Genomic DNA, 12,233 nt, shown 5'->3' with positions numbered 1-12,233 from the left:
ATTGATCTCGCGCATCCTGTATGATGCGTTCTGCTAACCTTATTAACGCTGGTACTACTCCCGCTCAACATGACCTTATTAGCACTCGGCATTAACCACAAAACAGCCCCGGTTTCGCTGCGAGAACGCGTAACGTTTTCGCCAGACACGCTTGACCTGGCGCTGGACAGCTTGCTTGCACAACCTATGGTGCAGGGTGGCGTGGTGCTCTCGACGTGCAACCGTACCGAGCTTTATTTGAGTGTGGAAGAGCAGGATAACCTGCACGAGGCGCTGATCCGCTGGCTATGCGACTACCACAATCTCAACGAAGACGAACTGCGCAATAGCCTGTACTGGCATCAGGACAATGATGCCGTCAGCCATCTGATGCGCGTGGCCAGCGGGCTGGATTCGCTGGTTCTCGGCGAACCGCAAATTCTGGGGCAGGTGAAAAAAGCGTTTGCGGATTCGCAAAAAGGGCATCTGAAGGCCAGTGAGCTGGAACGTATGTTCCAGAAGTCATTCTCCGTAGCTAAGCGTGTGCGAACCGAAACCGACATTGGTGCCAGTGCGGTTTCTGTTGCTTTCGCGGCCTGCACCCTTGCACGCCAAATCTTTGAATCCCTGTCGACCGTTACCGTGATGCTGGTGGGTGCGGGCGAAACCATCGAACTTGTCGCGCGCCATCTGCGCGAACATAAAGTGAAAAAGATGATTATCGCCAACCGTACCCGCGAACGTGCTCAGGTGCTGGCGGACGAAGTGGGCGCAGAGGTGGTGGCGTTAAGCGACATTGATGAACGCCTGAAAGAGGCGGACATTATTATCAGCTCTACCGCCAGCCCACTGCCGATCATCGGTAAAGGGATGGTGGAGCGTGCGCTGAAATCCCGTCGTAATCAGCCGATGCTGCTGGTGGATATCGCCGTCCCGCGCGATGTTGAGCCAGAAGTCGGTAAACTGGCTAACGCCTATCTTTACAGCGTGGATGACCTGCAAAGTATCATTTCGCACAACCTTGCCCAGCGTAAAGCGGCGGCAGTGCAGGCGGAAACCATTGTTGAGCAGGAAACCAGTGAGTTTATGGCCTGGCTGCGCGCGCAAAGCGTCAGCGAGACCATCCGCGAGTACCGCGGGCAGGCGGAGCAGGTGCGTGATGACCTGACTGCCAAAGCGTTAGCGGCCCTGGAACAGGGTGGCGATGCAAATGCGATTATGCAAGATCTGGCGTGGAAACTGACCAACCGCCTGATCCATGCCCCAACCAAATCTCTTCAGCAGGCTGCCCGTGACGGGGATGATGAACGCCTGACTATTCTGCGCAACAGCCTCGGGCTGGAATAGCGCCCTATACCCATTTTCTAAGACAAGGTGCACTTACGCCTATGAAGCCTTCTATCGTCGCTAAACTGGAAGCTCTGCACGAGCGCCATGAGGAAGTACAGGCGCTGCTCGGTGATGCCGGGACCATTGCGGACCAGGAACGTTTTCGCGCGCTCTCCCGTGAATACGCGCAGTTAAGTGATGTTTCTAAATGCTTTACTGACTGGCGACAGGTTCAGGAAGATATCGAAACTGCGCAGATGATGCTTGATGACCCTGAAATGCGTGAAATGGCGCAGGAAGAGTTGCAGGATGCGAAAGCGCGTTCAGAAGAGATGGAACAGCAGCTTCAGGTGCTGCTGCTACCGAAAGATCCGGACGATGAACGTAACGCGTTTGTGGAAGTCCGCGCCGGTACTGGCGGTGATGAAGCGGCCCTGTTTGCCGGGGATCTGTTCCGCATGTACAGCCGCTACGCTGAATCGCGCCGCTGGCGTGTGGAGATCATGAGCGCCAACGAAGGCGAGCATGGTGGTTTTAAAGAAGTGATCGCGAAGATCAGCGGCGACGGCGTATACGGTCGTCTCAAGTTTGAATCTGGCGGTCATCGTGTACAGCGCGTACCTGCCACCGAATCGCAGGGGCGTATTCATACGTCAGCCTGTACCGTTGCGGTCATGCCGGAGCTGCCGGGAGCGGAACTGCCGGACATCAACCCGGCGGACCTGCGTATTGATACCTTCCGTTCCTCCGGTGCGGGTGGTCAGCACGTTAACACCACCGACTCCGCCATCCGTATTACCCACCTGCCGACCGGTATTGTCGTTGAATGTCAGGACGAACGTTCGCAGCATAAAAACAAAGCCAAAGCGCTTTCCGTGCTCGGTGCGCGTATCCACGCGGCAGAAATGGCAAAACGCCAGCAGGCAGAAGCGTCTACCCGCCGTAACCTGCTGGGCAGCGGCGACCGCAGCGACCGTAACCGTACCTACAACTTCCCGCAGGGGCGCGTGACCGACCACCGCATCAACCTGACGCTTTACCGTCTGGACGAAGTGATGGAAGGCAAGCTGGATATGCTGATTGAGCCTATTGTGCAGGAATACCAGGCCGATCAGCTGGCGGCGCTGTCCGAGCAGGAATAATGGATTTCCAGCGCTGGTTACGCCAGGCCGTCGGTGAGCTTTCAGAAAGTGAGAGTCCAAAACGCGACGCCGAAATCTTGCTTGAGCATGTGACGGGGAAGCCGCGCACATATCTGCTGGCTTTCGGGGAAACACAGCTGGCTTCTGAGCAGGAGGTGCAACTCGCCATACTGCTTGCCCGTCGTAAGGCTGGTGAGCCGGTGGCGCATCTGGTTGGAGAGCGGGAATTCTGGTCGTTACCTTTGTACGTTTCGGCAGCGACCCTGATCCCACGTCCGGACACCGAGTGTCTGGTCGAGCAGGCGCTGGCGCGTTTACCGGCTAGCGCCAGTCGAATCCTCGATCTAGGCACTGGGACGGGCGCCATTGCGCTGGCGCTCGCCAGTGAACGCCCGGACTGTGATGTGACGGCAGTGGATGTGATGCCAGACGCGGTAGCGCTGGCAAAGCGTAACGTGGACAGGCTCGGCCTGACTAATGTCACCGTACTGCACAGCAGCTGGTTTAGCGCGCTGGAAAATTACACGTTCGGGATGATTGTCAGCAACCCTCCTTACATCGACGAACATGATCCGCATCTTGCGCAGGGAGATGTCCGTTTCGAACCGCTGACGGCCCTGGTCGCCGCTAACGAGGGACTGGCCGATCTTGATCACATTGTGACAACGTCACGGAAGCATTTAGTTCGCGGCGGCTGGCTGCTGGTGGAGCACGGCTGGACGCAGGGAGAAGCCGTGCGGGCGCTGTTTACGCAAGCAGGCTACACCGCAGTGGAAACCTGCCGCGACTACGGCGGCAACGAACGTCTGACGCTGGGGCAGTGGCGATGAGCCTGTTTACTGTGCTTATTTCCGCTCACCTGATTTCCGTTGCGCTGACCATCGGTTTTTTCATCGTGCGCTACTGGTGGCGTTACAGCAACAATCCGCTGATGGATGCCCGCTGGGTGCGTGTCGCACCGCACTGTATCGATACGGTTCTGTTCCTGACTGGCGCCGGACTCATGTGGAAGACCGGCTATCTGCCATTTACTGATAAAGGCGCATGGCTGACTGAAAAGCTGTTTGGCGTTATCATCTATATCGTTTTGGGTTTTATCGCGCTTGGGCGTCGTCGTCCGCGCAGCCAGCAGGCGGGATTTATTGCCTTTCTGCTGGGTCTGGTGGTGCTGTACATCATCATTAAACTCGCCACCACAAGAATACCGTTACTGGGGTAAGTCATGAAGTCCTTAGCCGATTTCGAATTTAATAAAGTGCCGCTTTGCGATGGCATGATCCTGATTTCGGAGATGATCCGTGACGATTTTACGTCGCAGTATGTCTACGATGAGCTGGAAAATCTGGTCAGCCTGGCGCGTGAAGAGATTAATCAGGCGCGTCCGCAGGACTGGCAATTAGAGAAGCTTCTGGAACTTTTCTACGGCGAATGGGGTTTCTGCGACACGCGTGGCGTGTATCGCCTGTCTGACGCATTATGGCTGGATCAGGTCTTAAAAAATCGTCAGGGCAGCGCCGTTGCGCTGGGCTCTATTTTGCTGTGGGTCGCACACCGTCTGGATATTCCACTGGTGCCGGTCATTTTCCCGACGCAGATGATCCTGCGTGCCGAGTGGCTGGATGGTGAGATGTGGCTCATTAATCCGTTTAACGGCGACACGCTGGATGAGCATACGCTGGACGTCTGGCTGAAAGGCAATATCAGCCCGGTGGCCGAGCTTTTTAACGAAGATCTCGACGAGGCGGATAACTCAGAAGTGATCCGCAAGCTGCTGGATACACTGAAATCAGCGCTGATGGAAGAGCGTCAGATGGAACTGGCTTTGCGTGCCAGTGAAGTGCTGCTGCAGTTTAATCCGGAAGATCCGTATGAAATTCGCGACCGTGGGCTTATTTATGCTCAGCTCGATTGTGAACACGTCGCGCTGAATGATTTGAGTTATTTCGTGGAACAATGTCCGGAAGATCCGATTAGCGAAATGATTCGCGCGCAGATCAACGCGATCTCGCACAAACAAATTACACTGCATTAATCTTAATTCCGATTCACACCTGAATAAGGCGATCCTATGAAACAAAAAGTGGTTAGCATTGGTGATATCAACGTGGCAAACGACCTGCCGTTCGTGCTGTTTGGCGGTATGAACGTGCTGGAATCCCGCGATCTCGCTATGCGTATCTGCGAACACTACGTGACTGTGACCCAGAAACTGGGTATCCCGTACGTGTTTAAAGCCTCTTTTGACAAAGCCAACCGCTCCTCCATCAACTCTTACCGTGGCCCGGGCCTGGAAGAGGGAATGAAAATTTTCCAGGAGCTGAAACAGACCTTTGGCGTGAAAGTGATCACCGACGTGCATGAAGCCGCTCAGGCGCAGCCTGTGGCCGATGTGGTAGATGTTATCCAACTGCCGGCGTTCCTGGCTCGCCAGACTGACCTGGTTGCCGCGATGGCGAAAACCGGTGCGGTGATCAACGTGAAGAAACCACAATTCGTGAGCCCGGGTCAGATGGGCAACATCGTCGATAAGTTTATCGAAGGTGGCAACGACAAAGTTATTCTGTGCGATCGTGGTTCAAACTTCGGTTACGACAACCTGGTTGTGGATATGCTGGGCTTCAGCGTGATGAAGAACGTCTCTAATCAGTCTCCGGTGATCTTCGACGTGACGCACGCACTGCAGTGCCGCGATCCGTTTGGTGCTGCCTCCGGCGGACGCCGTGCCCAGGTTACCGAGCTGGCGCGTGCCGGTATGGCAACCGGCCTGGCGGGTCTGTTTATCGAAGCGCACCCGGATCCGGCTAACGCGAAATGCGATGGTCCATCCGCGCTGCCGCTGGATAAACTGGAGCCGTTCCTGAAACAGATCAAAGCGATTGACGATCTGGTGAAGAGCTTCGAAGAGCTGGATACCAGCAACTAATAAAAAACCCGCTTCGGCGGGTTTTTTTATGGGGCATATTGCCGGGTGGCGCTTCGCTTGCAGGGCAAAAAGACTACGCAAATATCGTCATCAGATACGCAATAAACAAGGCCATATGCGCCGCACCGTTCAGCACGTTGGTGCGTCCCGTCGAGAACGAAATCTGACACAACAACAGTGATGCCACCATCACGATCATCTCTGGCGCACCCAGCGCAAACTGCAGCTCATTACCGGTCATAAAGGCAATCAGCGTCACCACTGGTACGGTAAGCGAAATCGTCGCCAGCACGGAGCCGAAGAACAGGTTCATTGCGCGTTGCACCTGATTATTCAGTACCGCTTTCAGCGCGCCCAGTCCTTCAGGGGACAGAATCAACAGCGCTACCAGGAAGCCGGTAAAGGCCACCGGCGCGTTCAACTCGGTTAACAGCGTCTCCAGCGGATTGGCGTTCATCTTGGTGACCGCGATAACCGCAATCAGATGCACGATCAGCCAAACCGTGTGCCACGCGCTGCTGTGGGCCGACGGTTTACCGTGATGCGGGTCGTCATCGTCGCTGTCGTCTTCATGCTCATACACAAACAGACTCTGGTGCGTTTTGGTCTGAATCAGCAGGAATACGCCGTACATGGCCGCAGAAATCAGCGCAACCAGCAATGCCTGACCGGTGGAGAAGTTCGCGCCCGGCAGCGCCATCGGGAACACCAGCACGATAATCGCCAGCGGGAAGAGGGCAATCAGATACTGTTTAATGCCGAACAGGTTCATATACTGGGTCGCGAATTTACGACCACCCAATAACAGCGAGAAGCCCACCAGACCGCCTGTCACAATCATAATGATTGAGTAGAGCGTATCGCGCATCAGCGTCGGTGCGGCATCACCGGTCGCCATCAGCGCAGAGATCAGGCTAACTTCGAGGATAACAACGGAAAGACTAAGAATTAACGAACCGTACGGCTCGCCCAGACGGTGGGCTAATACGTCGGCATGGCGAACGACGCTAAAGGCGCTGGTTAAAATACCAACCAGAGCAAGAATATTGATACCAACCACCACTGGCAGTGACTGACTGCTTCCCCAGAAGAGCAGCACAGCCAGTGCCAGAACCGGGAAAATGAGTGACGTCTCCTTGTGGCGGGTCTTTACCGCCTCGTGTGTTGCTGTCATGTGCTTCTCCATCAATGCAGGTGCTTGTAATTATAGATAGATTTTTGAGGTCATTAAACTAACAGATCTCTGTTAAATACCCTTTATTTTTTACTTAATTTTACCCTTTGTCATAATTTTGTTTCTTGATGGCTAAAATGCAGAGTCTTTGTTTATTAGTCATTAAATAACAATGTATTAAAAATATAATGTCCTCATAAATTATTGCCGGGTGGCACCATGCCATATCGTCGTCCACACTTATCTCTTTAGCCAAAAGAGAGGTCAGTGATGCCCTATAAAACGAAACGCGAATTACCTGATAACGTGCAAAACGTGCTGCCCGCGCATGCACAGGATATCTACAAAGAAGCGTTTAATAGCGCCTGGGAACAATACAAAGATAAAGAAGATCGCCGGGATGATGCGAGCCGTGAAGAGACGGCGCACAAAGTCGCCTGGGCCGCAGTAAAACATGAATATGAGAAAGGAGGCGACGATAAATGGCATAAAAAGAAATAGCCGTGAAATTATTCGCTGCCTTCATTTTGACTTTTCAGGCGGTTGAACTTCCGTTGTATTGCAACTGGTCCGCTAATTGCTTATCGTTATTTGACTGCTGGCAAAATGACCAGCACATAATGCCGGGAAGGCGAATTACAGATGTCGCAAGGAAGCATGCAGTGGCGGAGGTGTAAAGTGTTAACGCGTGATTTCTTAATGAAGGCAGATTGTAAGACGGCATTTGGTGCTATTGAGGAATCGCTTCTCTGGTCGGCTGAACAACGTGCGGCGTCACTCGCTGCCACGCTTGCCTGCCGCCCGGATGATGGCCCGGTATGGATTTTTGGCTACGGCTCTCTGATGTGGAACCCGGCTCTGGAATTTGTCGAATCGGCAACGGGAACGCTGCCGGGCTGGCACCGCGCATTTTGCCTGCGTCTGACGGCCGGGCGTGGCAGTGCGTGTCAACCTGGGCGCATGCTTGCACTGAAAGAGGGCGGACGCACCACGGGCGTGGCATATCGCCTCCCGGACGCCACGCTGGAAGAGGAGCTCACGCTGCTCTGGAAGCGCGAGATGATTACCGGCTGCTATATGCCTAGCTGGTGCAAGCTGGAACTGGACGACGGACGTACCGTTAATGCGCTGGTCTTTATTATGGATCCTCGCCATCCGCTGTATGAAGCGGATACCCGTACGCAGGTAATTGCCCCGCTGATTGCTGCCGCCAGTGGCCCGCTGGGTACTAACGCGCAGTATCTCTTCTCTCTTGATGACGAGCTGACACGCCTCGGTATGAAGGACGACTGTCTGAACGAACTGGTGGTGAAGGTGAAGGCACTTCTGGAAGGGAACCCGCTCAACAACTCGCTGCGACCGGGTTTTGCCTGAGAATACGCCCGGCTCGCCGGGCGTTTAATGTTATGCTGCTACGTAGCTGACAGAATGCTCCAGTGACTGACTGTGGCTGTCGATCAGGACATCCCATGTGCCGGTATAGGGCACCGTAAGCCAGGCTTTATCATCCTGCACGGTCAGAATATCTGCCTGCGATTGTTTTTGTGCTTTTGAACTCATCAGATGAATACGGCAGCGCTCTGAACAACGAACCACTACCGTATCCCCGCCAAACAGTTTCAAACTTGTTTTTACCAGTGCCATTTTTTACCCCGTAGTCTTAAACAACGCTCTCCCTGCTGCCATATCCGAGCGTGATATTGTTCACAATTCACTCATTGCATAACACCAAAGGGGAGGGGCCGGGATGCTGATTTTGATCAAAAAATGGCATAACGATTAAACAAAAATGACAAAATCCCTAAAAATTTCAGCTGGCGCGCGTTTTACCCGCTAAACGCGCGCCGGGATAAAATTAAATGCGGAAATGTCCGGCGGTTTCAGCAAGGTCACCCGCCTGGCTCTGCAGGGCGCCCGCGGCGGCGGCGGATTGCACAACCAGCTCGGCGTTCTGCTGTACCATTCTGTCGAGATGGGTTACCGCATGGTTGATCTCATGGATACCTTTCATTTGCTCGCTGGTGGCGATGGAGATTTCACGCATGATGCCCGAGACGCTGCCGATGCTGGCGCGGATTTCATTCATGCTTTCCCCAGCCAGATGCACGTAACGGGAGCCCGTTGCCACGCTGTCAGTGGTGGAATCGATAAGCGATTTGATCTCTTTCGCCGCCTGAGCGCTACGGCTTGCCAGGTTACGCACCTCTCCTGCCACCACGGCAAACCCACGCCCTTGTTCCCCGGCTCGTGCTGCTTCCACCGAGGCGTTCAACGCCAGAATATTGGTCTGGAAGGCAATGCCGTCAATTACGCTGGTGATATCGCCAATTTTTGCGGATGCCACTTCGATGGACTGCATGGTGCTGATTGCCTGCGATACCACCTCTCCACCGCGCGCCGCGGCCGCTGAGGCTTTGCTCGCCTGGTCGTTGGCTTCTGCTGCCGATTCATTCGACTGCGTCACGGAGGCGGTGATCTGCTCCACGGCACTGGCGGTCTCGCGCAGGCTGGATGCCGCCTGCTCGGTGCGTCCGGAAAGATCCTGGTTACCAGCCGCAATTTCCTGCGCGGCATTTTTCACCGATGCGCTGGCATCACGGAGCTGTACCATGACGACGGAGAGTTTATCGCTGAAGGCGTTAAACGCTTGTGCAATCTGCGCGACTTCGTCTTCACCATCATCCGGCAGGCGCTGCGACAGGTCGTTAGTCCCGTTAGCAATGTTGTGCATCGCGTCGCGGATGTCAGACAGTCGCTTCAGCAGACGGGCAATCAGGAAGTGAACAATAGCGGCGCTCAGCAGAGCCAGGATCACCAGCGAGATAGCCGACGCTTTAAGCAGGGAACGCATGCCGGATGTCGCATCGCCATTGTCGAGGGCGACAACTAACATCCAGTTAGTGCCTGGCACGGCCGTCGCAACAAAGGTTTTTTCTTTGTCATCGAATGTGCCGTCAACCGGATTACCGCTTTTCAGCGCCGCAAAATCGATACCTTTGATCGTCTCGGCAAACGGTTTAAGCGTCAGCGCCGGATCATTGGCAGCAATCACGGTGCCATCGCTGGTCAGAAGTAATCCACTACTTGCCGGGGTCGGATGGATCCCGCGCACGTTAGCGACTACGCTATCCATGGCCACATCGCCTGCTACCACGGCTTTCAGGGTGCCATTTTCTTTCACCGGCACGGCGAACGTCACCACCAGCTTCCCGGTACCGGCATCTACGTAAGGTGCGGTGACGACCGGGGCGTCCTGGCTTACCACCTGCTGATACCAGGGGCGAATGGTCGGGTCATAATCCGCGGGGACGCCCGCTGGGTCAGAGAATTTGGCTGTCTTGCTGGCATAGCCAACATAGACGTTGGTGAATCCCCCCGCCTGCGCAAGCTGTTTGAATACCGGAACCGGATCGTCACTCAGCGCCACGGTCTGAGCGGAGGCGATCACCGTCATTTTGCTTTTTACCCAGTCGGCAATCGCCATGTTATGGCTGGCGCTGGTGCTGGTCAGGATATCGCGCTGTGACTGCTGGTTATCCTGACGCGTGACCTGGTAGTTGATAACGGTATTAAGGAGAAGGGCGACGACCAGACAGCCTGCCGTCGCGGCGATGATGCGTGCACGAATCGATCTGAACATAAGTGAAATACCTGCTGTGTTGTTTCCATGCCTATCGGCAACCTTGCAGGTAAACTTGATGCTGAAACCGCGTCCATAAGAAAATAATATTTTTACGGGTTTATTATTAAAAAGTTAATACTTTATCGGCGGACAGCGTCCACTCGGCCAGCTCAACCAGCGTACCAATCTCTACGCCATCAATCAGCGGTAGACCGGTAATGCCGCGGCCGTCGGTGCAGGTCTTGCACAGCTTCACCGGCACATTTTGCGCGGTGAGGATCTCCAGCATTTGCTGAATGTTGTAGCCTTCTGCAGGTTTCTGTCCCTTCAGCCCGGCAGTGACCGCGTCCGACATTAAAAAGAGCCGTAACTCCAGTTCGCTCTCTTTATCGCGGAGTGCGATAGCCAGACGCAGGCTGTTAAAAAGGGATTCGCTGCCGTAAGCCGCACCGTTGGCGATGATCACTATCTTCTGCATGTTGACTCCTGTTCTTAAAAAGGCACGAATAATATAGGGTTTACCGAGTTTACGCCGTCTACAGCCGACAATAAACTTCAGGATATTCCTGAAATTTCCCGTAAGGCTGCAATTCTTTCTTAATAGCGTTAAGGTAAGAGCGTCTTTAACAAAACCCAGGCGCTAAACCCGACGTTGATGGCTGTATCGTCCTGCATTCGCTTTCTGTTATTACTCCCCCTTCTTACGGCGGGAGCCGTTCACGGTGCCCCGAATTCCTTTATGCATCAGGCAGAAAATCCCTTTGATAACAACGGGGATAGTTTGCCCGATCTCGGTATGGCACTCCCAACTGGCGAGGGAGAAAAACACCTGGCCGAAATGGCAAAAGCGTTTGGTGAAGCCAGTATGACCGATAACGGTCTGGCCACGGGCGAGCAGGCGCGCCAGTTTGCGTTTGGTCAGGTACGTGATGCGGTGAGTGGGGAAGTGAACCAGCAGATTGAATCCTGGCTCTCCCCGTGGGGTAACGCCAGCGTAAACTTGCTGGTGAATGACGACGGTAAATTTAACGGCAGTAGCGGGAGCTGGTTTATCCCCTGGAATGATAACAACCGTTACCTGAGCTGGAGCCAGTTTGGCGTGACGCAGCAGACGGATGGCCTGGTCAGTAACGCCGGGGTAGGTCAGCGCTGGATCGCCGGCAAGTGGTTGGTGGGCTACAACACGTTTTACGATAACCTGCTGGATGAAAACCTGCAGCGTGCCGGGCTGGGCGCGGAAGCGTGGGGTGAAAATCTACGTCTGTCTGCTAACTACTATCAGCCGTTTGCCAGCTGGCGTGACAGCTCGGACGTACAGGAGCAGCGCATGGCGCGTGGGTATGATGTCACCGCCAAAGCCTGGTTGCCGTGGTTCCATCATCTGAACACCAGCGTTAGCTTCGAGCAATATTTTGGCGATAACGTCGACCTGTTCAACACCGGAACCGGCTATCACAACCCTGTCGCGGTAAATCTGGGGCTCAACTATACACCTATTCCGCTGGTCACATTGACGGCCGCCCATAAGCAGGGAGAGAGTGGCGTCAGTCAAAATAATCTCGGGCTGAAGCTTAACTATCGCTTCGGCGTACCGCTTATAAAGCAGATCTCTGCCGGAGAAGTCGCCGCCACGCGCTCCCTGCGCGGGAGCCGCTACGACTCGCCTGAGCGGGACAACCTGCCGGTTATGGAGTTCCGCCAGCGCAAAACGTTATCAGTGTATCTGGCGACGCCACCGTGGGATCTGAAAGGGGGCGAGACCGTGATGCTGAAGCTACAAATTCGCAGCACGCATGGTATTCGTCAGATCCACTGGCAGGGTGATACCCAGGCATTGAGCCTGACATCACCGGCGAACAGCAACAGCGGCGATGGCTGGAGTGTGATTATGCCTGCCTGGGATAGCCGGGAAGGGGCAACTAACCGCTGGCACTTATCGGCAGTGGTAGAAGATGAGAAAGGCCAGCGCGTCTCTTCCAATGAGATCACGCTTATTGTGGTGCAACCGCTGGTCGCATTACCCAGCGACGACCCGCGCTGGAGGCTGCTGCCGGATGAGTAATG

13 protein-coding genes are annotated in these 12,233 nt (G+C 54.7%); 9 read left to right on the top strand and 4 right to left on the bottom strand.

The features are described from left to right. Positions 1-69: 69 nt before the first annotated feature. From hemA to kdsA, 6 genes are read left to right on the top strand one after another with little or no spacing between them, the layout of a single operon-like run. Complete coding sequence (gene hemA / locus ACLHV9_RS13610; protein ID WP_128347571.1) at positions 70-1,326, top strand: glutamyl-tRNA reductase; 1,257 nt, start codon at positions 70-72, stop codon at positions 1,324-1,326. A gap of 41 nt (positions 1,327-1,367) precedes the next feature. Next, on the top strand, positions 1,368-2,450 hold the full coding sequence (gene prfA / locus ACLHV9_RS13605; protein WP_407220654.1) for a peptide chain release factor 1: 1,083 nt from the start codon (positions 1,368-1,370) through the stop codon (positions 2,448-2,450). Then, positions 2,450-3,280 (top strand): peptide chain release factor N(5)-glutamine methyltransferase, encoded by an 831-nt coding sequence (prmC, locus tag ACLHV9_RS13600; protein WP_407220653.1) that lies wholly within the window; start codon positions 2,450-2,452, stop codon positions 3,278-3,280. Before prfA ends, prmC begins: the two co-directional genes overlap by 1 nt. Further along, positions 3,277-3,669 (top strand): invasion regulator SirB2, encoded by a 393-nt coding sequence (gene sirB2 / locus ACLHV9_RS13595; RefSeq protein WP_049005089.1) that lies wholly within the window; start codon positions 3,277-3,279, stop codon positions 3,667-3,669. Before prmC ends, sirB2 begins: the two co-directional genes overlap by 4 nt. Positions 3,670-3,672: 3 nt before the next feature. After that, the gene (gene sirB1 / locus ACLHV9_RS13590; RefSeq protein ID WP_028018749.1) at positions 3,673-4,482 is read left to right on the top strand and encodes an invasion regulator SirB1; all 810 of its coding nucleotides are present in this window, start codon (positions 3,673-3,675) and stop codon (positions 4,480-4,482) included. Between the two features lie 36 nt (positions 4,483-4,518). Beyond that, positions 4,519-5,373, top strand: a complete 855-nt coding sequence (gene kdsA, locus ACLHV9_RS13585) for a 3-deoxy-8-phosphooctulonate synthase (protein ID WP_407220650.1) — start codon at positions 4,519-4,521, stop codon at positions 5,371-5,373. A 73-nt stretch (positions 5,374-5,446) separates the two neighbouring features. Here kdsA and chaA read toward each other — a convergent pair whose 3' ends face one another. Next, positions 5,447-6,547, bottom strand: coding sequence for a sodium-potassium/proton antiporter ChaA (gene chaA, locus ACLHV9_RS13580; RefSeq protein WP_024907071.1), 1,101 nt, complete (start codon positions 6,545-6,547; stop codon positions 5,447-5,449). A gap of 270 nt (positions 6,548-6,817) precedes the next feature. Here chaA and chaB point away from each other — a divergent pair, with 270 nt between their 5' ends. Continuing rightward, positions 6,818-7,048 carry a putative cation transport regulator ChaB gene (chaB, locus tag ACLHV9_RS13575; RefSeq protein WP_028018751.1) on the top strand — a complete coding sequence of 77 codons (231 nt, stop codon included), beginning with the start codon at positions 6,818-6,820 and terminating at the stop codon, positions 7,046-7,048. A gap of 177 nt (positions 7,049-7,225) precedes the next feature. Next, positions 7,226-7,921: a gamma-glutamylcyclotransferase gene (locus tag ACLHV9_RS13570; protein ID WP_407220648.1), complete on the top strand. Its 696-nt coding sequence runs from the start codon at positions 7,226-7,228 to the stop codon at positions 7,919-7,921. A 30-nt stretch (positions 7,922-7,951) separates the two neighbouring features. Here ACLHV9_RS13570 and ACLHV9_RS13565 read toward each other — a convergent pair whose 3' ends face one another. The 3 genes from ACLHV9_RS13565 to ACLHV9_RS13555 all read right to left on the bottom strand — a co-directional run bounded on the left by ACLHV9_RS13565 (position 7,952) and on the right by ACLHV9_RS13555 (position 10,647). Continuing rightward, on the bottom strand, positions 7,952-8,191 hold the full coding sequence (locus ACLHV9_RS13565; RefSeq protein WP_010432930.1) for a DUF1883 domain-containing protein: 240 nt from the start codon (positions 8,189-8,191) through the stop codon (positions 7,952-7,954). Between the two features lie 211 nt (positions 8,192-8,402). Next, positions 8,403-10,187, bottom strand: a complete 1,785-nt coding sequence (locus ACLHV9_RS13560; RefSeq protein ID WP_410375981.1) for a methyl-accepting chemotaxis protein — start codon at positions 10,185-10,187, stop codon at positions 8,403-8,405. Between the two features lie 106 nt (positions 10,188-10,293). Next, positions 10,294-10,647, bottom strand: a complete 354-nt coding sequence (locus tag ACLHV9_RS13555) for a DsrE/DsrF/TusD sulfur relay family protein (RefSeq protein WP_049005091.1) — start codon at positions 10,645-10,647, stop codon at positions 10,294-10,296. A 177-nt stretch (positions 10,648-10,824) separates the two neighbouring features. Here ACLHV9_RS13555 and ACLHV9_RS13550 point away from each other — a divergent pair, with 177 nt between their 5' ends. Beyond that, positions 10,825-12,231, top strand: a complete 1,407-nt coding sequence (locus tag ACLHV9_RS13550; protein ID WP_407220647.1) for a YchO/YchP family invasin — start codon at positions 10,825-10,827, stop codon at positions 12,229-12,231. The last annotated feature ends 2 nt before the right edge of the window (positions 12,232-12,233 follow it).

The organism is Enterobacter sp. CPE_E890, from assembly GCF_046521475.1.
GTDB lineage: Bacteria > Pseudomonadota > Gammaproteobacteria > Enterobacterales > Enterobacteriaceae > Enterobacter > Enterobacter adelaidei.
This window is presented reverse-complemented; position numbering and strand designations above follow the sequence as displayed.